General features: G+C 40.9%; 18 protein-coding genes and 1 pseudogene. 7 read left to right on the top strand and 12 right to left on the bottom strand.

Annotated elements, in window-relative coordinates:
- The first annotated feature begins 263 nt into the window (after positions 1–263).
- Positions 264–839 (top strand): class I SAM-dependent methyltransferase, encoded by a 576-nt coding sequence (locus ACN222_RS29540; RefSeq protein ID WP_010993976.1) that lies wholly within the window; start codon positions 264–266, stop codon positions 837–839.
- Positions 840–1,032: 193 nt separating this feature from the next.
- Here the strand turns inward: ACN222_RS29540 and ACN222_RS29535 are convergent, their stop codons facing one another.
- The gene (locus tag ACN222_RS29535; RefSeq protein ID WP_231865445.1) at positions 1,033–2,538 is read right to left on the bottom strand and encodes a relaxase/mobilization nuclease domain-containing protein; all 1,506 of its coding nucleotides are present in this window, start codon (positions 2,536–2,538) and stop codon (positions 1,033–1,035) included.
- 42 nt (positions 2,539–2,580) lie between these two features.
- Entirely contained in the window at positions 2,581–2,949 is a 369-nt protein-coding gene (locus ACN222_RS29530; RefSeq protein WP_010993974.1) for a plasmid mobilization protein, read from the bottom strand.
- Positions 2,950–3,828: 879 nt separating this feature from the next.
- Between ACN222_RS29530 and ACN222_RS29525 the strand changes: the two genes are divergently transcribed.
- Positions 3,829–4,407 (top strand): hypothetical protein, encoded by a 579-nt coding sequence (locus ACN222_RS29525; protein WP_010993973.1) that lies wholly within the window; start codon positions 3,829–3,831, stop codon positions 4,405–4,407.
- Between the two features lie 755 nt (positions 4,408–5,162).
- Positions 5,163–6,407 carry a ParM/StbA family protein gene (locus ACN222_RS29520; RefSeq protein WP_010993972.1) on the top strand — a complete coding sequence of 415 codons (1,245 nt, stop codon included), beginning with the start codon at positions 5,163–5,165 and terminating at the stop codon, positions 6,405–6,407.
- A 93-nt stretch (positions 6,408–6,500) separates the two neighbouring features.
- On the opposite strand, the gene ACN222_RS29515 is transcribed toward ACN222_RS29520, so the two are convergent.
- From ACN222_RS29515 to ACN222_RS29505, 3 genes and pseudogenes are all read right to left on the bottom strand, one after another.
- The gene (locus ACN222_RS29515) at positions 6,501–6,944 is read right to left on the bottom strand and encodes a hypothetical protein (protein ID WP_010993971.1); all 444 of its coding nucleotides are present in this window, start codon (positions 6,942–6,944) and stop codon (positions 6,501–6,503) included.
- 251 nt (positions 6,945–7,195) lie between these two features.
- Positions 7,196–7,381, bottom strand: a complete 186-nt coding sequence (locus tag ACN222_RS29510) for a hypothetical protein (protein WP_217651766.1) — start codon at positions 7,379–7,381, stop codon at positions 7,196–7,198.
- Positions 7,382–7,586: 205 nt separating this feature from the next.
- Positions 7,587–7,892 (bottom strand): annotated as a pseudogene (locus ACN222_RS29505) (MerR family DNA-binding protein); the annotation flags it as partial.
- Between the two features lie 194 nt (positions 7,893–8,086).
- On the opposite strand from ACN222_RS29505, the gene ACN222_RS29500 reads away from it, so the two are divergent.
- Positions 8,087–8,338 carry a thioredoxin family protein gene (locus tag ACN222_RS29500; RefSeq protein ID WP_010993969.1) on the top strand — a complete coding sequence of 84 codons (252 nt, stop codon included), beginning with the start codon at positions 8,087–8,089 and terminating at the stop codon, positions 8,336–8,338.
- Between the two features lie 126 nt (positions 8,339–8,464).
- Here ACN222_RS29500 and ACN222_RS29495 read toward each other — a convergent pair whose 3' ends face one another.
- From ACN222_RS29495 to ACN222_RS29465, 7 genes are all read right to left on the bottom strand, one after another.
- A complete protein-coding gene (locus tag ACN222_RS29495) occupies positions 8,465–9,343 on the bottom strand; it encodes a hypothetical protein (RefSeq protein ID WP_010993968.1) in 879 nt (292 codons plus the stop codon).
- Positions 9,344–9,386: 43 nt separating this feature from the next.
- Positions 9,387–9,581: a hypothetical protein gene (locus tag ACN222_RS29490; RefSeq protein WP_010993967.1), complete on the bottom strand. Its 195-nt coding sequence runs from the start codon at positions 9,579–9,581 to the stop codon at positions 9,387–9,389.
- A 106-nt stretch (positions 9,582–9,687) separates the two neighbouring features.
- Positions 9,688–9,882, bottom strand: a complete 195-nt coding sequence (locus ACN222_RS29485) for a heavy-metal-associated domain-containing protein (RefSeq protein WP_010993966.1) — start codon at positions 9,880–9,882, stop codon at positions 9,688–9,690.
- Positions 9,883–10,117: 235 nt separating this feature from the next.
- The gene (locus ACN222_RS29480) at positions 10,118–10,531 is read right to left on the bottom strand and encodes a heavy metal-responsive transcriptional regulator (RefSeq protein ID WP_010993965.1); all 414 of its coding nucleotides are present in this window, start codon (positions 10,529–10,531) and stop codon (positions 10,118–10,120) included.
- Between the two features lie 109 nt (positions 10,532–10,640).
- Positions 10,641–11,552 (bottom strand): cupredoxin domain-containing protein, encoded by a 912-nt coding sequence (locus ACN222_RS29475; RefSeq protein ID WP_010993964.1) that lies wholly within the window; start codon positions 11,550–11,552, stop codon positions 10,641–10,643.
- Positions 11,553–11,563: 11 nt separating this feature from the next.
- Complete coding sequence (locus ACN222_RS29470; RefSeq protein WP_010993963.1) at positions 11,564–13,825, bottom strand: heavy metal translocating P-type ATPase; 2,262 nt, start codon at positions 13,823–13,825, stop codon at positions 11,564–11,566.
- Positions 13,826–14,130: 305 nt separating this feature from the next.
- Positions 14,131–14,499 (bottom strand): four-helix bundle copper-binding protein, encoded by a 369-nt coding sequence (locus ACN222_RS29465; protein ID WP_010993962.1) that lies wholly within the window; start codon positions 14,497–14,499, stop codon positions 14,131–14,133.
- 364 nt (positions 14,500–14,863) lie between these two features.
- Between ACN222_RS29465 and ACN222_RS29460 the strand changes: the two genes are divergently transcribed.
- The 3 genes from ACN222_RS29460 (at position 14,864) to ACN222_RS29450 (ending at position 20,687) form a co-directional block, all read left to right on the top strand.
- On the top strand, positions 14,864–15,592 hold the full coding sequence (locus ACN222_RS29460; protein ID WP_010993961.1) for a DUF305 domain-containing protein: 729 nt from the start codon (positions 14,864–14,866) through the stop codon (positions 15,590–15,592).
- A gap of 235 nt (positions 15,593–15,827) precedes the next feature.
- On the top strand, positions 15,828–17,513 hold the full coding sequence (locus tag ACN222_RS29455; RefSeq protein WP_010993960.1) for an efflux RND transporter periplasmic adaptor subunit: 1,686 nt from the start codon (positions 15,828–15,830) through the stop codon (positions 17,511–17,513).
- A gap of 48 nt (positions 17,514–17,561) precedes the next feature.
- A complete protein-coding gene (locus ACN222_RS29450) occupies positions 17,562–20,687 on the top strand; it encodes a CusA/CzcA family heavy metal efflux RND transporter (protein WP_010993959.1) in 3,126 nt (1,041 codons plus the stop codon).
- Positions 20,688–20,755: the final 68 nt, after the last annotated feature.

The following is a 20,755-nucleotide window of genomic DNA, read 5'->3' as shown; positions in this document are numbered from 1 at the left end:
TATGGGTATTTTAAAATACAATTTTATAAAAATTTTACTTAGCTTTTTATTGATAAATACTTATTCAGCGTGATCTCAAAGTTTAAGTATGACAAAAAATATACAAACTTATTGGCTCCTTTTTACTTAGTTATAAATCCGTAGTAACTTTTGTAATGTTTGTGATTATGGTTGTGTTTGTAGTTTTAAGCAGAATGACAATGTGTTAAAAACTCAATACTAGATAGCATAGAGGCATCACAGTAGGGAGGCGATTAACACTGATGAGCATTGTAGACAGTATATTCATGCAGATGTTTGGTCGCCCGAAGGGTATGCTAGGTAGGTTGGGTGGCATGATTATGGCATCCATGAACCAAGCGTTTACCTATTCGGTGATCGACCTACTCGATATTCAGCCAAATGACCAAGTGTTGGAAGTTGGATTCGGCTCAGGAGTGGGTATTCAGCGTTTATCCTCTTTAGCATCAGCAGGATATATCGCAGGCATCGATTACTCTCAAGAAATGGTTGAGCAAGCTACAGCTAGAAACATGGCAGAGATTGAGATGGGTCTGGTTGATTTACGGCAAGGTTCGGTGGAAAGTTTGCCCTTTGAAGACAACAAATTCGATAAAGTGCTGGCGGTTAACTCTATGCAAGTCTGGCCAGATGCCTTAGTTGGGCTGCGGGAAGTGCGGCGAGTTATGAAGGTTGGTGGTCAAATAGCACTTGGTTTTACTTCTTATTCAGGGCAATCAAGTACTGGATTGACTCAGATACTTACGACTGCTGGTTTCACTCAAGCGCGCCTAGTCGAGACGGATCGCGATTTTTGTGCATTGGCGATCGCCCCATGACCAACTGTCAAAAATGAATGCCATCTAACAAATACTTACAGCTTAAGCCAAAATTTTAGGGTCGCCCTCTGTTCTAGCTATAACCTAGATGTATTAATGCTTTATACGAAGTATTCAAATTTGAACACTTCGTATTTCATATATCAACAATAGGAATTCTCAGTAGATTAAATTCTCTCTACTAGCAAATTTACTACTGCTCAATACCTCTTTGCGATCGCTGTTTATTCATTAATACTTGTTGCGTAAAGAAACGCAAACTTTCAATCTGCTCAATTTCGTTTGTTGTTAGTCGAGTTGGTATCTCTTCGTACCAGGTTCTCTGACTGTAGCAGGTTTGCATCACAGGAGTATTATCTCCATGACGGTAAACACTCAGAGTATTGCTATGTAAACTGGCACTCAACTCCCGTCCTTTGATACGGAAGTTATTGGTAACAAGCATATAGTCAGTGATTATAGAAGGCAAATGTTTGAGAGTAGAAGGCAGAAGGTTAAGAGAAGGAGGAACAGGGGAAGATTGCTCTTCCAGGAATTGTTTAGCAGTAAGACCGTTTTCTTCTGAAATATCCTGTTGTGGGTGCTGTTTCTTTGGATGCGGCTGAACTTTTTTCTTGGTCTTATTTGCTTCCGAAGTGAGGTTATCTTCTGATTTTGGTTGTATTATCGAAATCTCACTGAGATAATTACTATTTAGTGTATATGTAGTAACAAGTTTTTTAGAGTTACTATCAGTATCACTATTACTATCACTTGTACTGCTATTAGTAGGTTTATCACTATATAAGTAATCATTATTACTTAAAATTATGCTATTTATGCGAGCAATTGCTTTGGCTTTAGCTTGTTGAATTACTTCTTTATCTTTATATGGGTCGTACGTGATTCCATATTCAGACCGCAGTTTGTTCCAGCTATAAGGTTTGTATACTTGATAACCAGCAATTTTGACATCATTATGAATGTAGGTAAAGCCTAGTAGTTCTTCCCCCTGCATCTTAGGCAATACTCCAATGTTATTTTCCTCCAGGCGTTGAATAAACGTAGAGACGGTGGGACTGTCCTTAATGGCTTCTCCTATTGCTTGGCGAATAATTTCCTTACTTGTTGGGGTTTTGTGCTTACTGTTGACTGCTCTAATGCTTTTTGATCGGTTGGGGCTGGTGAGTGTAATTATTCCGTACTCTTGCTCTAACTTAGAAGCGACAGCTTCATTTGTTGTCGGAGTTACTTCTAATCCCAGTTCCGCCGCGATGCGTCTAGTTGAGACTTGGGAGTTGAAATAATCATAGGAATCATTAACTAAGCTGCCATCTAACCGAATCCGGGCGACGATTATATGCAGGTGTTCGTGGTTGCGATCGTGGTGGCGTACTGCAACGAACTGACTGGTAGCTGCTACAGATGATTCTTCCTTGGGCAAGTATCCCATATCCTTGAGATATTCTCTTGCTACATAACTGTACTGACTATCAGATAAATGCTCGTGGTAGTTCGGGCGATGTGCTATTGAGATGATGAGGTGAGCGCACTGCCGTTTAACTGCTTTGTTGGTGTACTTGATGGTGAGAAATTGCTGGTTGAATTCATCTGGCTTTGTTCCCATCATATTAGTATCGACAATCGCAGCATCATCTTTCCCCAAGACATACTTGAGCGTGTCGAGAAAATTGGGTTTTTTGTAGATAACGGGAATCAAATTGAGATAGTTGAAAGTGGGGGCTATAGAACCTGTAATGCCTTATGTCTCTTGGCTTGAGGGTGATTTGTCTGGAACGTTTAGGTTAAATGCAGCTGCGATAGTCTGATCTACGAGTGCGATCGCCTTATTAACAGTATCCAAAATTTGCTGATTGTTTGTTTCCTTCGCTAAGTGAGATAACATCATCAGTTCGCTTTTAAGGTTTCCAGCAGTAGCGCGGATAGTTATCAAGTCGGTGGGCGGTTTTGTCGTTAGTACCCGTCTTAACCCACAGGAACGTAAGTACTCAGATGCAGTGACTCCTGTAGCGTTGGCTTTTTCCTCAATGGTAGTTTTTTCTTCCTCAAAGAGGTATACCTTGATTGATTTAGTTCGCTTTACGGGGTCATTTATCATACCTTGTTTCATTGTTTCGGCGTAAATGTCATAGTTGGAGACTGTACTGCGGTATCGGTGGATAGCGAGAAATCTGACAGCCGTGTACGGCTTCAAGTGCGGATAATACTTTTGCTATTTTTGGTATAAATTACACTGAAGTAAGATGCCGTCAGTGAGAGTACTGTAACTTGTGATGTGGATACAAATTTAGTATCTTATAGTTCTTGTTGTCATTGGCACTGAAGCCGTAAACTTTACTGTTAATGCTGCAAGTTCTGGATTGTAGAGATTGTATGATTATGTCGTCAGCTTGCGATCGCCTAGTGGATGCCATGTACTATCATGGGTTAATATGTAAGTAAATATAATTATTAAAAAGTGTTATTTGTGTCAATTCATTTAACTATGGACAGTAAATATAAAACAAACTTAGTATTTATAACTACATACTAAATGATGTGTTGAGTATATTCTCAATTAATTTAGTTTATTGACAATAGAATAGGAATAACAATGACCCTATTGAACATACCTTGTTTTAGTTACAGGACTGTATGGCGACAGCAATTGCCTGTTGTGAAATTGAACTGAGGTAAATTCATATGTAGAGCAGGCTGTAGAGTTTTGTGCCAAGCTGATTAACCTTCGACATAATGTTGACATAATTGGGTAAATTTGCCCTCAGAATACCTCAATTATGCAAGTCTTCTGAGTTTATTTGTCAGTTAATAATCTATTTTCATTGTCAAAAATTAGACCTGATTTTCAATTGATTGGGGTAATTAGTGTGTGAATTGGGGTAGTTAGGAGTAAATACGGGGGTGAGTTATCCTACCGTATGGTTAAGGTAAGAGTATTGACAAATAGCTTACTGAGAAGTTTGGTTTGCACGTTAATAGAAGAGATATTATGGCAAGAGCGAGTAAGCCTACTGATTCGGTTGAGTTGGCGCGAATCATGCGGAATAAGGATACAGAAGATGGGATAGTGATTAGCTATCTCCAGTCGAAGAAGCGAGGGCAAACTGAGCTAGTATGTGAGGCGCTGCGGGCGTATTACCTACCGTTTGCACTATCGACTGCCGGAGTATCTGGTATGGAATTGAACTCAGCCCTCTATGATGCGATCGCGCAACTTGAAGCCCAGATAATTAAGATGAAACGGACGTTTGGGATGGAGGGGTTGCCCCAAGTAGTTCTTGTTAATCCTCATAGTGGAGTTTTTTCGCAGGGTGCAATTGGGTTACAACCAACATCTGGAACTAATGGAGTGGGAATCACTTCTGTTTCAGCTAATTTGGTTTCCCCTTCGGTTTCTTTTTTTGATTCCACTGAGCCAAGTCCTGTCTCGTTACCTGTTACCTCAGAACCAGCCGGATCAAATATTTTGGAAGAAGATTCTGAAGATGATGGGTTCTTTAATGATGACGAGGATGACCCAATTGTCAAGGCAGAAATAGAAGTTGATGCAGGATTTCGTCTGGAATGAGGAGATTATGAGGAATGGGTATTAGGTGTTAGAGAAAAGCATATTCTCTGCTTTTGCTTGTGATACTTGTGTAATTCCTATCCTTGTCATGTCTGTTGCTGTCGGCAATGTCTCCTGGAATGCGATCGCTTAGAATAATCGCTTCATATATCTCATCTATAAAAGCTGCAATTAAAAATCTCACTGTAAAGCAAATGGTATAATTGACCCCATTTGACATACCTTGTCATTACACAACACTGCTCAATTGCGAGACTTCTTAATGAGGTAATTGTGGGGATAGTTGAGGTAATACGGGGTTTAATGATGACAATCACATTATTTTAATTACAGAGAAAAGGCTAATTAGTTTTAATAATTTAACTTTTATTTGATACATAATTGGGGTGTGATTGGGGTAATTTAGCCATGATTTAGGAAGTGTTTGTGTCAACGATTATAAAGAAATATTTGATACTTTGGTTTACTTAGAAAATATAATTTTGATTTGTATTAGTGCTGTGGAGGGACTTCAGTTAGTCCCTCAACGATTTGGACTTGGTTGTTTATTGGTAATTTGCTGTGGACTCCTTACTCAATAGAGTTGAGTATGAAAGTTGTAGCACTACTGATGAACATAACTGTAATGGTTTTTTCTACGCACTTTGTATGTAAAAAACCTGTTAACCCCTGTAAAGAAAGTGTTTTTCACCACAGTATATTTACCATTTCGGTTAAATTAGGAACTATAGTAAAAATTAATAAAAAATAAAGATATGCCCAAAACTAAGGAGAAAATAGACGTAAAAAAGATAGTAATTACGATTGATATGGGTGCAAGTAAAACCAAGGCTATCGTTCAGGAGTATCCAGAAGGAAAGCCAGTTGTTTTACTTTTAGACTCAGAAATAGCGGATGTTGCTAAAGCCTCAGTTGAAAGCGTCCAACCTGAAGGTAGTCCTGAATCTCGTGCTTGGGTAGGGATAGGCAATGAGTATTTCGCCTTGGGAGAACTTGCTCGTCGTCGGTTTGGGGGTATATCGCAACTGAAGGAGCTAAAGTACGAATTGGCAATCCCCAAAATTTGCGGAGCATTTTGGCTGGCTAAGGAGAAGTTGAACCTGGGTAATGATGTTGCAGCTTACTTGAGTGTCCTGCTGCCGCCGGGTGAAGTGCAAGACAAGGAACAGTTACAGGTTCGGTTGAAGGATACGTTTCGGGGGTTTGATACACCAGCAGGTAAGATGCGGGTGAAAATGCTTCGTTATGATGCAGCTTCTGAAGGTAGCGGAATATTTTTCCACCGTAGGCGAACGCTTGGCGATCGTGTACCTGTTTCGATGTATGTGATGCTTGGTTATCGTAACGCAAGTATTTTCACTTTTCGGAGTGGTTCAATTGGCACAGGAATAACCAGCAATTTTGGTATGTCTTGGTTAGTGAGTAATTTTATTTCCAAGACATCGGGACTAAGCTCTGATAACCCCAATGTTATCCAAGTGTTGGTAGAAGCTGGAGTTAGTTGTGACCCCTTGGTGATACAGAAACTTTCACGCAAGCGCAAAGACGATGAGATTCAACTTGATGGCGAGTCGATGTCCAAGACTTTATTGCTTGCTAGAGACGAATATTGGCGTGCGATCGCTAGGTGGTTGCGATCAAAGATGGATGAGGACATTGAAGAACTGGTATTCTGCGGAGGAACTGCGGATTACATTCGTCCAGAAATAGATGCTTACTTCCAGAAAGAGGGGATTAAAGTATCCTGGCACGGTAATATTTTTATACCTGATGAAATATCTTCTGGTATGGACAATCGGATGGCGGATGTTTGGGCTTTCCACCAGCACATGATTATTCAGTTTGATAAGTTGACTGGTTACATACGCTCTGAGGTTGTACCGCTAACTAAATCTGTTGAAGGTAATACAAATAATACAGGTGAAGAAGTCAAACGTAAGTATAACTTTACTCCTTGTGAGCGGCCTAGTACCTTTATTGCTGTAAACGAGAATGTTTGATAGGTTCAGACAAAAATCAGTTTAGTAAAAAAAAGAATCAGTTAGAATAAGGTGCTGCATAAAACAGTACTTTTTAACTGACTCTTTTAAAGTTTAGTATAGCTGTTGGTCTAGCATTTGGGAACAATCAACATGAGAATTGGTAATTTCTGGAAAGTGTTGAATTACAGAGTTAATTTGCTCCATTTCTGCATATTGTTGTTCTCGTCTTTTGCGGAGTTCCCATGATTTACGGTTATAAGCTAACAAGTCTTCCAAACTCATGTTGAATTTGTGTTTTGCGAAAGTCAACAATTGTTCTGTGGTGTAACGATAATCTTCAGGACGACCAAAACAAATTTCAAACTGAGTCTTAAAAGCCTTCCAGTCGAAATTATCAGATCCCAATTGCCGTTGTGATTCGCGTCCGTAAAGATCACGAATTGAATAGAAAATGGCGTTGTACTTACGCACATCAAATGATTCAACTTTGAATTGCTCCATTGTCGAATCATCGATTGTAGTAACTTTGAGTTTAGTGGATTTATTAGCAGCCATAGTTGTCTCCTAGATAGGTTTTTCACTCTTAGCTGCGTCAGCATTAGTAAAAAAATCCCACTTTTACAAGTGAGATGTTCTGTATAATTAAATGACTTCTAATTATTTTGCTGATAAACGTTTACGCTGTTGCCAAGTACGCTTTTAGGAATTAGTTTATCAGTATTTTTCGGCGAGACTTCTCTAAAAACTTTTAGTTTTTTTAACATTTCAAATTCAAATGTGTGTCTCGCCGAGGGATTTATCAAGCTCTATTTTGATGGGCTGTCTTGGTTGTTCGTCATTCCTGGCTTATGATTCATCATTGCTTGGCAACACTTACATCCCGTTTGTTCTGGCTGCTGTGGCATTCGATTTGTTGGCGTTGTTCTTTGACTCGTCAGCACTTGGATTAGTTTTGCTTCGTTTATAGCCCTGACGGATTGATTAGGAGTCACAACTTCCCTGGATGTGTTTGCAAAGGAAGCAGTAGGGGTTAACGTAAGCAACGCAAAACTAGCTACAGCTCCGCTCAATACTATCTTAACGCCTGTACTAATGTTCATTTTTTTACTTTCCATTATTCTGTTAAATTAGTAGTTTCTGGGAAACTAAGGCCATTCTAAAGTCTCTATTCGGGTATAGAGTCAAGTAATCAATTTACTAGCTTCGTAAATTGTGAACGTGCATATCAGAGCAAGCAACTTCCTCAATCAAGCTACAAAGCTCTTGATTACACGGATTATCCAAGGGTCGGTTTGCCCAACGCTGTTGATATGCTTCTAGCTCGTCCTTCAGTTGCTTCATGCGATAAATCTGCTCCTCAAGATGAGCAATTTTCTGTTTGAGTAAATCCCGAACGAGGGGACAAGCAGGGTCGCCTTGGGAACGAATGCCTAGCACCTGTTGAATTTCAGACAGGGAAAACTGTAAAGATTGGGCTTTTTTGATGAATTGCAGCCTGTTGATGTTTAATTACAATAATTGTAGGTAAAAATATTAGCTTAAAACTTGGCAATGCAGGCTTGCAACTTTTAGGGAATTATATATCCAATAAATTTTAATAAAGGTTATTTGAAAAATAATATTTACCTATGGGGTTGACTCTATAGCCAACTAGAGGCATCAGAATGAATGAGTAGAAAGAATTTTTGGTAGACATCATGACAAAACGTCAAATTGAGATTTTTACAGCTGACTGTCCTCTTTGTGATGAGACGGTGCAAATGGTGCAAGAACTGACTTGTCCTGATTGTGAAGTATCAGTTTATAACCTGCGACAAGAGCAAGAAAAAGCCCAGCAGTATGGAGTAAATGCAGTACCAGCGATTGCGATTAATGGAAGACTTGTCTTAACTGGTAAACCAAATCTAGAACAGTTGCGAGCAGCTGGTGTAGGTCAACCCTTAAATTAGAAGTAGTAATAAGCAGAGATTTACCACCCAAATGGGTGGTAAATTCACATAAGGTACTATGTACATATAAAGTTAGAAACACAACAGTTTTGCATTTCTCGTTTTACTAATAAAACATCAGCTAAATTAAACAGCATCGATCCAAAAATCAGCAGTGATGATTTTGCCATTGCGATTAAACTGACCCCAAAGCTTATACTTTCCTGGTTGCGGAAAGTTAGTCATAAAATGAACTTGTCCAGCAGGAGCATCTTTTAGTGCGTGAGCATGGATGTAATCTGCTGCTGTTAATGAGGTTGACTGTCGCAGGATAACTAAATGGCCTTTTTCTCCTAAGTATGGCTGCAAGTCTGTAAGCGGTTGATTATTAGAAGCATCTTGTAATTTCAACATTAAGCTGACTTCTTTACCCGCTTTCACAGTAGGTTCAGAAACAGCAAGATTGACTTTAATATCATTGAACGTTTTACTGCGATTTAGGTTAATTTCTGGGGCTGCAATACTGTTTCCAGGAACTTGTGTTTTCAACACTGAGATTTGTTCTGTTTGACCAGCAGGTTTGTAGTCACTAAAAAATGTGTAATTGCCTGCTTTCGGAAAACGGGCTGCAACTTCAAACTGCCCATTTTCTTTATATGTGGGATGAAGATGACTAAAAAACTGAAGATCATCACTGACAAGGATGAGGTGCATGAGCTTTTCTTGGAAAGTATCAAAGTTTTTGACTGCTTTCCCATCCGAATCTTGAACACCAATTACTATCGGAATATTTTTATTAGGGGTAATAATGCTTGGGACTTTAAGTTTTGCCTGGGTAAATGCTTTCTTCCCATCACCTATGCCACTTGTTGAATGTTCCCTGTGATTTATATTACCCATAGAATGTTCTTCATGCTGATCTGTGGCAGCAGATATTGGTTTTCCTTTGTCTCTAATTAATAAAGAGCAACTTTGAATTAGTATCAAAGTAGTAGTGATAGCAATTGTATTCAGAAATCTATTCATTGATTTTGCTCCATTTTTTAATGATTGAAGTTATTCAAAAGTCTCAATTCGTCTGGGGAGTTAATATGGCAAGCATTAGAACCACAACTTTTAGTTGCCAAGGTGCTAATATTAAACTGACAATTAAGCAAGCAACTGTAGATAAACTTGTTAATTCTGCTATGTCATCAGTAGAATTTTTAAACAAATAACTAACTGCTAAACCAATCGTCAGTGGAATCAGAAAAAGTAAACTCATATAAGTCACCTCTCTTCTAAAAGCAGAAGGACTTTTCTGAAAGGAATATTTGACTATCAGCAGTTCATCCAATGCTAACTACTGATAGTAGAATAAACTCAAAAACCTAAACAGATGGATAGCCTATAGCAGCTATTACTTCTTTAATCTTAGTCTCAGGTGCTTGAGTTTCTATACTGACAAGTTTTGTTTTTGGATCAGCTTGCACTGTGGCTGTAGAATCAATTGATTGAATTGCTTTCGTGATAGTATTCGCGCAAGCAGAGCAAGCGAGTTTGGGAACTGTTAGTTGCAGCGTCATAGTGTTAAATTTCTTACTGAGGATAACTAATTTTCTGAAAATCGTTGAATAGATATACGCTTAATCTACTCGACTAAAATTAGTTTAATTTCTCCAGCTTACGGGAGAGTCAATAGGTAAAATTAAAAATAACTAATTTCTTTATCAATTGATTTCTCTCAATAAGAAATCAGTACATCAACTTAGCTTAATGCGTTGATATACTGATAAAAAAATAAATGAACAGCTTGATTGTTTAATTTCTTTCAATAATAGGACAAATTGTTTTTTCAGGATTTTCAGGTATGGTTTCCCAACCAGAAACTAATCCTGATAATTCTTGTCTCAAAATCAGTAATTGATGAATTTGTTCATCAATAGCTTTAATCTTATCTTCTAGTTTAATTTTTATATGCTCACAAGGTAATTCCCCTCCATCATGAACATTTAAAAATTCCTTAATTTCTGACAAGCTTAATCCTAAGCTTTGAGCGCGTTTAATAAAGTGCAGTCGCTCCAAAACATCAGAGTTAAATAATCTAAATCCGCCTTCTGTTCTTGCTGATGATTTGAGTAGACCAAGTTCTTCATAGTAGCGAATAGTTTTAATAGGTACACCGCTAGACTTGGCAACATTACCAATGAGTTTTGGCTCTTCTTGGACTAGCATATTTAGCTGCTCTCATGTTAAATAAGTTTATTTACCTTATCTTAAACTCTCCAGTTAGCTGGAGAGTCAAGTGAGAACAGGATCATCTTGCTAATTATTTGCTACTGGATTATGTGGCAGGCTTTACTTCCACAACACCACGATACATTTTCATACCGCAAGTGAACTGATATTCACCAGGATACTTAGGTGTAAATTCCACTGAAGTGGTTTGGTTAGGAGCAAGGTTAACAGCTAAGTCAAAGTCTGGTATTAGCAATTTATCAAAGCACTTGCTCAGATTGTGACGTTGGAAATCCAATCTCACTGGTTGTCCCACCTCTACAATTACTCGTTCCGGTTTGTAACCCTTTTCAACCGTAATAGTCGCTTCTTGAGTACCTTCTGGTGTTTTCACTGCTTTTGTTGCTGACTCTGTAGGCAAAGAAAGCTCTGGTTGAATCTGGTGAGTAGATTGAGAAGTAGTTACTGAGGTTGCTTTTGCAGTCGAGTCAGTAGGTTGAACTTCTATAACTCCTCGGAACATATTCATACCGCAGTTGAAGGTATAAGTACCTGGTTTGTCGGATGTGAACTCAATGGGTGTAACTTCGTTGAGTGGTAGGTTTTTGGCAATATGGAAATCAGGTAGGCGTATTTCTTCAAGACAACTACTAGGATCGCGACGTAGGAAATTAAGGCGGACTCTTTGACCTGCATTGACTAGAATTCGACTAGGTTCATAGCCTCCATCTACAGTAATGCCAACTTCTTGAATACCATCACGGGCTTCGGCTTTTTGAGACTTTGGTTTACTGAGGAGAAACCACCAGATTTCTAGTCCGATTAACCCCAAGCCGACTGTTGTAACTGCACCTTTTACCCACAGTGGTTGCTCAATGCGGCGGAACTGAGTTGTCTGCGATCTCTCGGTAGCTGGCATTTGATGATTCATCTGTGCAACTACTTTTACTTTATTTGAGGCAACACTGAATGCCAATCCCAAGCCTGCTATACTGCTAAGAATTATTTTACTCAACATTTGCTACCTCCTTATGCTACTGGTTTAGCTTGAAATTTACGCAGACGTAGGGCATTCGTAACCACTGAAACCGAACTAAATGCCATTGCTGCACCTGCAATAATGGGGTTAAGTAACCAACCGAAGATGGGGAACAAAATACCCGCAGCAATCGGAATGCCAGCAACGTTGTAGATGAAGGCGAAGAATAGGTTTTGACGAATGTTACGAATTGTGGCGCGGCTGAGTTGAATGGCTGTGACAATGCTTCGCAAGTCACCGGAGATAAGCGTGATGTCACTCGCGGCGATCGCTACATCTGTACCAGTGCCAATTGCCATTCCGACATCGGCTTGAGCTAGTGCTGGTGCATCATTGATACCATCTCCAACCATTGCTACAATCTTTCCTTCTGATTGTAGTTTCTGCACTGTAGCGGCTTTTTGGTCGGGCCGAACTTCTGCCAAAACACGCTTGATACCAACTTCACGGGCAATGGTTTCGGCGGTGCGGCGATTATCACCTGTGAGCATCACCACCTCTAAACCCAGTTTTTGCAAAGCACTAATTGCTTGTATGGAGGTAGGTTTGATGGCATCAGAAATCCCCATTAATCCCTGAATTTGTCTGTCAACCGCAATCCAAATTGCAGTTTTACCCAGATATTCCAAACGCTCTTTATCCTGTTGCAAGGCTTGGGTGTCAATGCCTAATTCTGACATCCAGCGTTGCGTTCCAATTTGCACGAGAGAATCAGAAACTATACCTTGCACACCACTACCTGCTACAGCTTCAAACTCCTTGACATCTGCTAACGTCACTTCTTGAGATTGGGCGTATCTGACAACCGCTTCTGCCAATGGATGTTCGGAATTGCGTTCTACAGATGCCGCAAGTTGCACCAACCTGATTTCGTTACCATTAGCAGTACCGTTGACGGTGACAAAATCGGTGACTGTTGGTTTACCCTGAGTGATGGTTCCAGTTTTGTCCAGCACGATTGTTTGAATTTTGTGCGCCAGTTCCAAGCTTTCAGCACCTTTAATCAAAATGCCATTTTCTGCACCTTTACCCGTTCCTACCATTACAGATGTCGGTGTGGCTAAACCCAGCGCACAAGGACAGGCGATAATTAGTACCCCAACAGTGGTAATCAGTGCCAAAGTCACGTTACCTGTAAAATTAAACCAAATGATGAAAGTGAGCAGTGCGATCGCAATTACCGCAGGTACAAACCATCCAGTTACTTGGTCTGCTAATCTCTGAATTGGGGCTTTAGAACCCTGTGCTTGCTGTACTAATTGGACAATCTGCGCCAGCACAGTATCACTTCCGACTCGTGTTGCCCGAAACTTAAAACTCCCAGTTTTGTTAATAGTAGCTCCAATCACTTCATCGCCTGGTTGCTTTTTGACAGGCACGCTTTCCCCTGTTACCATCCCTTCATCAATTGTCGATGTCCCGTCAACTACTTCGCCATCAACGGGAATTTTCTCACCAGGACGAACCAGTATCACATCACCAATCTGTACTTCTTCGATTGGCACATCTACTTCTCGTCCATTGCGAATCAAACGCGCTGTTTTAGCTTGTAACCCAATCAGCTTACGGATAGCTTCTGAAGTTTGTCCTTTAGCGCGATTTTCAAATAGTCTTCCTAGCAGAATTAGGGTAATAACGACCGCAGCAGTTTCATAATATACATCTGGCGTTAACCCCTGATTGATAAAAAAGCTGGGGAATAAAGTGGGAAATAGCGAATAAAAATACGCCGCACTTGTACCCAAAGCGATTAGGGTATCCATTGTGGCAGCATGACGTTTTAAGGCTTTCCATCCATTAATGTAGAAGGAGTAACCACACCAGAACTGGACTGGGGTAGTGAGTATCAACTGTACCCAAGGATTATGCAGCCATACTGGGATAAAGGGTAAGTGCAACCCTGTCATCATAGGCAATGAACCTATAACTAACACAGTGCTAATGATGCCTCCTACCGCCACCTTTCGCATTAAATCGCGGGATTCTCTTAAGCGATGTCTTTTCTCTGCATCATCGTCTCCCGCCATCAGGTTTTGTTTTTGGAGTGGATAGGCAGAATAACCTGCTGCATCTACCGCCTCTTGAATGGCTTCTAAATCAGTTCTTCTGGGGTCATACTCAATTGTTGCCTGTTCTGCTCCAAAATTCACGATACATTCATTAACACCAGGGACAGAATTAATCGCGTCTTCAATGCTGCTGGCACAAGAGGCACAACTCATGCCACGCAGTTTGAGTGTGGTATTCTCCATCTGACTGCTCCAGTTACTAAATAGCGTTAACTAATAACTAACTGATTTCATCTTGAATGCTCCAGTTCACTGGAGAGTCAAGAGGCCATCTGAAGAATTTTTTTAAGCACATATTAGATGCAGCTTTGTGAGTGCTTACACTTAGAGATTTAGATGGTGAATATGCGATAAAATTGCTATGAATACCAGCAGCATCAGTCTGAAGTTACTGTTTGCAGTGCTAAGGTTATCTTTGCTGACTGCCGCATTTTTAAGCACAGTTTGCGGCAAATACTACACGGCAGCCAGCTAGCTTTTACGATGACTTATGCAGTTGCCATTGCCATTTGTCGGCAAGAATCCGCGCATCGACGGCACATCTGAGCGCAGGCTTTCATTTGAGCATCGTCACCGTAAGCATCGCACTCATCTGCACACCGTTGACACAGTTCAGCACAAACGCCGCATGTACGAGAATGTAAGTCAGAAGCTCGAAGCATGAAATTAGCACTTGTATTGCAAATTTCAGCGCAATCAAGCATTAATCGAATATGAGCAGGTTTGGCATGATGACCACCCTTTTGTAGGCAGTAAGTCACGGTATTTAAACAAATGCTATGGCAGTCTAAGCAGTTTTGAATACATTGTTGCATCTGCTGGTTCACTTGACTCAAAGTGAGTTCTTGTATAGACATGTATTCACCCTCTTGAAATTTTTTAGGTTTACCAAAGGCAATAACGCCTTTAGACTCACCTTAAAGATTTGCGAAGGCGATCGCGTCATACCAATGAGGTAATAAATATTTCTAACTACTGAGGTATGGGTATTTCATGCAGATTTCATGTTGATATGTACTCTTACATCTGTACGACTACCACCAACCTTTGATTTCATCCTGATTTCATTTTTGGCTGTCAAACTATCTAGTAAGTGCAACAGTTGCTTTGTGAATAGCTAGTTATCTGGGCAATTTTATTACCCAAGCCAAAGATAAATAACCCAAGGGGTTGACTCTCCAGCCAACTGGATATTTGAAAATGAAATCAGGAAATATTTAGATGAACCCTATGCAACTTTCTACTCTGAAAAATAGCTTTTTGTCATTGACTTTGGTAGCGATCGCCTCTGTTCCTAGCGGCCTCTTAACAGCTTGTTCTACAACTGCCTCCCAAAACCAAAGCCAAACACCAAACCCTACTACTGCTACTGATACTAGCGATAAGCAACCCATGAACCATGACGGTATGATGAATCATGGTAGCGGTATGAAGCACGGTATGGCAATGGATTTAGGCCCAGCCGATGCTAATTATGATTTGCGGTTTATAGATGCGATGATTCCGCACCATCAGGGAGCAGTGAAAATGGCGAATGTTGCACAGCAGAAATCGAAACGCCCTGAGATTAAAAACCTAGCAGACGAAATTATCAAAGCACAAAACCAAGAAATTACGCAAATGAAACAGTGGCGTACAGCCTGGTATCCCAAAGCGGGAGATAAACCAATGGCTTATGATGCCAAAATGGGTCACATGATGGAGATGTCTTCTGAGCAAATGCAAGCCATGATGATGGATATAGATTTGGGTGCAGCTGATGCAGAATTTGATCTGCGTTTTATTAACGCGATGATTCCGCACCATGAAGCAGCTGTAGTTATGGCGAAAGATGCCTTGCAAAAGTCTCAACGTCCTGAAATTAAAAACTTGGCTCAAGAAATTATCAAAGCCCAAGACACAGAAATTAACCAAATGAAACAGTGGCGCAAAACTTGGTATAACCAGTAATCTCAAATTTCAATTTCTACTTAGAAACGGGTACAAAGTTTGCTGACGCAATTGAGAATTTTAGATGTCAAAGAAAGCTAGTTTCTCAGTTCTCAATTTCATGCCAATTTCATTTTGAGATGAAAGACTGAGAATGAGGTGCAGAAAAATCTCCTAAAAAAAGCTAGCTTTTTTTACCAAATATAAATACCCGATCGCCTTCCTTTGCCCTCATACTTAAGGATTTCTGATAGCGATGCCAAACTCTTTGCGTTTCCAACCAATTGTTATCATACGTTGTGTTTCTGGTACACTTGTCAGCCTGCTGTTATTAGCAAGCCCCATAGTAGTTTTAGCCCACGGCGGACACGGAAATGAATTTCAAGGAGAAAGTGAAGCCACTCCGGCAACTAGTTCCATTCAAGTTGATACTCAAACTGCCCAACGGTTAGGAATTAAAGTTGAGCCAGTTAAACGCCAAAAACTAGCAGTTGGTATTAAAACTACTGGACAAATTGAAACTTTACCCAGCCAAAGAGTGGAAGTGACTACCCCAATTTCAGGGGCAAAAGTAGTTGAATTACTAGTAGAACCCGGTGCAAACGTCAAGAAAGGCCAACCTGTAGCTGTTGTATCCAGCCCTGACTTGGTGGAATTGCGGGTTAACTCCCAAGAAAAACTAGCACAAGGTCAGGCTGATTTACGGCAAGCACAAGCTGACTTGAGGCTAGCCCAGCAGAATTACGATCGCTATCAGCAAATAGCCGCAGCTGAAATAGCTCAAGCCCAAAGCCAAGTAGCATTTGCTCAAGAAAAGTATAACAAAGATAGACAGTTAGCTGATGCTGGTGCTTTGCCACGTCGTACAGCCCTAGAATCCCAAACCCAGTTAGCAGAAGCTAAGGCTAAACTAACCACAGCTAACAGTCGCCGCGATGTGATCGAGGCTGAGGCTAAACTCAAAACGGCTCAATCATCTGTTGAACTGGCCCAATCAAAAATCCAACTTAGTAGCACCACATATCAAACTCGCCTTTCTCAATTGGGAAACCGGGCTAATGCTCAAGGACTGGTGACAGTAAATGCTCCGATTTCCGGGAAGGTTGCTGACAGAGAAGTTACTCTCGGTCAAACATTCCAGGACGCAGGTGGCAAGTTAATGACGATTGTGAATGACAGCCGTGTTTTTGCCACAGCGAATATTTATGAAAAAGATTTAGACAAAATTAAGACTGGTCAACGAGTCAGCTTGAAAGTGGCTTCTGTACCTAATCGCACCTTTAATGGACGAATTGCCGTAATTGAATCTGTGGTAGCAGGTGATACGCGCGTTGTGCCTGTGAAAGCCGAAATAGATAACTCCAGTGGAGTTCTCAAACCTGGAATGTTTGCTGAGTTGGAAGTGTTGACAAACCAAACTTCGTCAGATGTTTTGGCTATCAACAGTGCATCTGTGGTAGAAGCAAATGGCAAGAAACAGGTTTATGTGCAGAATGGTAACGCTTATCAACCTGTTGAAGTTACCTTGGGTCAAACTTCGCAAGACATGGTTGAGGTAAAAACTGGTTTATTCGAGGGTGATTTGATCGTTACCCAGCGCGCGCCGCAACTTTACGCTCAATCTTTGCGGGGTGATACCAAGACGACAGCAGACGAACACACCGAAATTCCTGCACAGGTAACGGAAACTAAAACGCCTAGCTTACCACTACCCTGGTGGATTGCCGCAGGAGGGGGAGCTACTCTAGCTACTGTAGCTTTTATGGCAGGTACTTTTTGGGCTGGTCGTCGCAGTAAGTCGCCTTTGATACTAGTAAATAACTCAGAGTTAGACGCTCATGTGTCTGAAAGAGAGATTTATGACGACAACTCTAAGTCGCCAGTTTTATCTAGATCGACAGTTGTGCATGAGCAAAAAGACTCTCAGCATCCACAATCTTAGTTGAACTCAACCTTGGTGTAATTTAATTGAACATTAATTGAACAAAATATGTTAAATGCTATCCTTAAGTGGTCAATTATCCAACGTTGGATAGTTGTGCTAGGAGCGATTGTAGTCACAATTTGGGGTACATATAATCTCACCCAGATGCCACTGGATGTATTTCCTGACTTTGCTCCGCCTCAAGTTGAAATTCAAACCGAAGCTCCAGGATTAGCACCAGAAGAAGTAGAAACACTAATTACCTTGCCGATTGAAAGTGCAGTGAATGGTACACCAGGGGTAGAAACAGTACGTTCTTCCTCTGCTGTCAGCATCTCCGTCGTCAAAGTCATTTTTAAATGGGGGACTGACGTTTATCAAGCTCGTCAACTAGTAACAGAACGATTGCAACAAGTACAGCAAAAATTACCAGAGGGCGTGGAAAATCCACAAATTTCGCCTATTTCTTCTCCCATTGGCACAGTCCTACAATATGCTTTCACTGCTGAAACAACCCCACTGATGGAAGTGCGGCGCTTAGTTGACCAAGATGTTACCAATAGATTGCTAGCTGTACCGGGTATTTCCCAAGTAATTGCTTATGGTGGTGATATTCGCCAGTATCAGATATTGGTTGACCCAGCGAAATTAAAAGCTTTTAATGTCACCTTAGATGAAGTCACAGCTGCGGCTAAAGGAGCAAATGTCAATGCTGCTGGTGGCTTTTTAGTAAATCCAGATCAAGAGCTAATTATTCGTGGCTTGGGGCGCATCGAGTCAATTGAGCAATTGGGTAAATCTGCAATAACGGCGCGGAACGGAACGCCTGTACTGTTGCAAGATGTAGCAGATGTCAGCATTGGCGCAGCTTTAAAACGTGGCGATGGCAGTTTGAATGGTCAGCCAGCAATTGTGGTGATGGTCAACAAGCAGCCACAGAATGATACTCCCACGGTTACTAAAGCTGTGGAAAAGGCGATCGCCGAAATTAAAGTTGGCTTACCCAAAGATGTCAAAGTCACAGAAACCTTCCGTCAAGAAAACTTTATTGAAGCTGCTATTGAAAACGTTACCAGTTCTCTACGCGATGGCATTATCATTGTTTCCATCATCTTGTTGATGTTTTTGATGAACTGGCGCACCGCGATTATCACCCTCAGCGCCATTCCGTTATCAGTTTTGATTGGCATGATGATTCTGGGCTTATTTGGCCAAGGTATCAACACGATGACATTGGGAGGATTAGCTGTTGCTATTGGTTCGGTAGTGGATGACTCAATTGTAGATATGGAAAACTGTTACCGGGGTCTACGCAAAAACCAAGTAGCAAGTAATCCAGTGCATCCCTTTAAAGTTGTTTATGATACTTCTGTAGAAGTCAGAGTCAGTGTTATTTTCTCCACCGTCATTATTGGCGTGGTCTTTGCACCGATTTTCACCCTTACAGGTGTAGAAGGTCGGATATTCGCGCCAATGGGTGTTGCCTATTTGGTATCAATTTTTGCTTCTACATTAGTGGCAATGACATTATCTCCGGCACTTTGTGCGATTTTGCTAGCAAATCGACAATTACCAGCCGATGATACCTGGATAAGTGCTTTATCACAACGAATTTATCGACCTCTGGTAAATTTTTCCATCCGTTTCCCGACAATTATTTTGGTAGTGGCGGGTGCATCCTTAGTAGCTTCTTTGGTAATTTTGCCGAGTTTAGGAAGGGTATTTTTGCCAGAGTTTCAAGAACCATCCTTAGTGAACACAGTTTTGCTTTATCCAGGGAGTTCTCTGGAGGCGACAAACCAAGTCGGGTTCGCGTTGGAAGATGCGCTTAAAGACGACAAGCGATTTAAGACGGTGCAGTTACGAGCTGGACGCGCTGCTGGTGATGCGGATGCAGGGGGGGTGAATTTGGGACATTTAGATGTGGAATTAAGTGCAGAAGGGTTAAAAGATCGGGAAGGAAGTATTGAGAAGTTGCGAGAGGAATTTGCCAAGATTCCCGGAGTTGCTCCTAATATTGGCGGCTTTATTTCGCATCGCATGGATGAGGTATTATCGGGAGTAAGAAGTGCGATCGCAGTCAAAATCTTCGGACCTGATTTAGCCCAACTACGCCACATTGGCTCTGAAGTTCAGTCGGCTATGACTGGAATTAACGGACTGGTAGACTTACAACTCGAACCCCAAGTTCCCATTAGACAGGTACAAATTCAATTCAACCGAGAAGCAGCTGCTCGTTATGGTTTAACTGTTGGTAATCTGACTGAGATGGTGGAAACTGCTCTTAATGGACAAGTTGTATCACAAGTTCTCAAAGACCAACAATTATTCGATTTGGTGGTTTGGTTACAGCTAAAATCACGTAATAATTTAGACATCATCCGCAATTTGTTGGTAGATACGCCTACAGGTCAAAAAATACCTCTAGCTCAGGTCGCCAGCATTGACTATGGAACTGGCCCCAACACAATTAACCGGGAAAATGTCTCACGGCTGATTGTTGTTTCTGCGAATGTCTCCGGTCGAGATTTAGGCTCTGCTGTTGAAGAGATTCAAAGTAAAGTCAGAGAGACAGTACAATTACCCACAGGCTACTTTATTCAATACGGCGGTCAGTTTGAATCAGAGCAACGAGCCACCCAAAATTTGCTAGTCTTTGGCGGATTAGCGTTGGTCATCATTGCAGTCTTAATGTACTTCGCAGTTAAATCTGTTGCTGCCATGCTGATGATCATGATTAACTTACCTCTGGCTTTGGTGGGAGGTATATTTTCTATTGCTTTGGGGGGTGGGATTATCTCTGTCGCTTCTTTAGTAGGATTCATTACTCTATTTGGTGTAGCAACACGTAACGGACTACTGCTAGTAGATAACTACAACGGCAAGATTGCACAAGAAATGCCTTTACAGCAAGTAATTTTTGAGGGTTCGATGGAGCGATTGGTCGCCATTTTGATGACGGCTCTCACTTCAGCTTTAGGAATGATACCTTTAGTAATTGGTACAGGTGCAGGGAAAGAAATATTACAGCCCTTAGCTGTAGTGGTGTTAGGTGGTTTATTTACTTCTACCGCATTAACTTTGATGGTCTTACCAGCTTTATATGCTAAGTTTGGTAAGTTCTTGTTGCCTAAACGTACTATCTCAGTTGTAGAGGATGGCAAAGTACCAAAAGCAGTTTTTGAGCAATGATAAATATCATAGGAATTTTATCTTCTAGAATCCTTGATGAAAGGTTTAAATATAATTGTTTTCCTTGA

This window comes from Anabaena sp. FACHB-595, assembly GCF_048568275.1.
In the GTDB taxonomy this organism is placed as follows: Bacteria; Cyanobacteriota; Cyanobacteriia; order Cyanobacteriales; family Nostocaceae; genus Trichormus.
This window is presented reverse-complemented; position numbering and strand designations above follow the sequence as displayed.

What these genes read in the sequence shown, in the direction of transcription:
- ACN222_RS29540 (WP_010993976.1), top strand. Translation starts at nt 264, where the DNA reads ATGAGCATTGTAGACAGTATATTCATGCAGATGTTTGGTCGCCCGAAG.
- ACN222_RS29530 (WP_010993974.1), bottom strand. Translation starts at nt 2,949, where the DNA reads ATGAAACAAGGTATGATAAATGACCCCGTAAAGCGAACTAAATCAATC.
- ACN222_RS29525 (WP_010993973.1), top strand. Translation starts at nt 3,829, where the DNA reads ATGGCAAGAGCGAGTAAGCCTACTGATTCGGTTGAGTTGGCGCGAATC.
- ACN222_RS29520 (WP_010993972.1), top strand. Translation starts at nt 5,163, where the DNA reads ATGCCCAAAACTAAGGAGAAAATAGACGTAAAAAAGATAGTAATTACG.
- ACN222_RS29515 (WP_010993971.1), bottom strand. Translation starts at nt 6,944, where the DNA reads ATGGCTGCTAATAAATCCACTAAACTCAAAGTTACTACAATCGATGAT.
- ACN222_RS29500 (WP_010993969.1), top strand. Translation starts at nt 8,087, where the DNA reads ATGACAAAACGTCAAATTGAGATTTTTACAGCTGACTGTCCTCTTTGT.
- ACN222_RS29495 (WP_010993968.1), bottom strand. Translation starts at nt 9,343, where the DNA reads ATGAATAGATTTCTGAATACAATTGCTATCACTACTACTTTGATACTA.
- ACN222_RS29490 (WP_010993967.1), bottom strand. Translation starts at nt 9,581, where the DNA reads ATGAGTTTACTTTTTCTGATTCCACTGACGATTGGTTTAGCAGTTAGT.
- ACN222_RS29485 (WP_010993966.1), bottom strand. Translation starts at nt 9,882, where the DNA reads ATGACGCTGCAACTAACAGTTCCCAAACTCGCTTGCTCTGCTTGCGCG.
- ACN222_RS29480 (WP_010993965.1), bottom strand. Translation starts at nt 10,531, where the DNA reads ATGCTAGTCCAAGAAGAGCCAAAACTCATTGGTAATGTTGCCAAGTCT.
- ACN222_RS29475 (WP_010993964.1), bottom strand. Translation starts at nt 11,552, where the DNA reads ATGTTGAGTAAAATAATTCTTAGCAGTATAGCAGGCTTGGGATTGGCA.
- ACN222_RS29470 (WP_010993963.1), bottom strand. Translation starts at nt 13,825, where the DNA reads ATGGAGAATACCACACTCAAACTGCGTGGCATGAGTTGTGCCTCTTGT.
- ACN222_RS29465 (WP_010993962.1), bottom strand. Translation starts at nt 14,499, where the DNA reads ATGTCTATACAAGAACTCACTTTGAGTCAAGTGAACCAGCAGATGCAA.
- ACN222_RS29460 (WP_010993961.1), top strand. Translation starts at nt 14,864, where the DNA reads ATGAACCCTATGCAACTTTCTACTCTGAAAAATAGCTTTTTGTCATTG.
- ACN222_RS29455 (WP_010993960.1), top strand. Translation starts at nt 15,828, where the DNA reads ATGCCAAACTCTTTGCGTTTCCAACCAATTGTTATCATACGTTGTGTT.
- ACN222_RS29450 (WP_010993959.1), top strand. Translation starts at nt 17,562, where the DNA reads ATGTTAAATGCTATCCTTAAGTGGTCAATTATCCAACGTTGGATAGTT.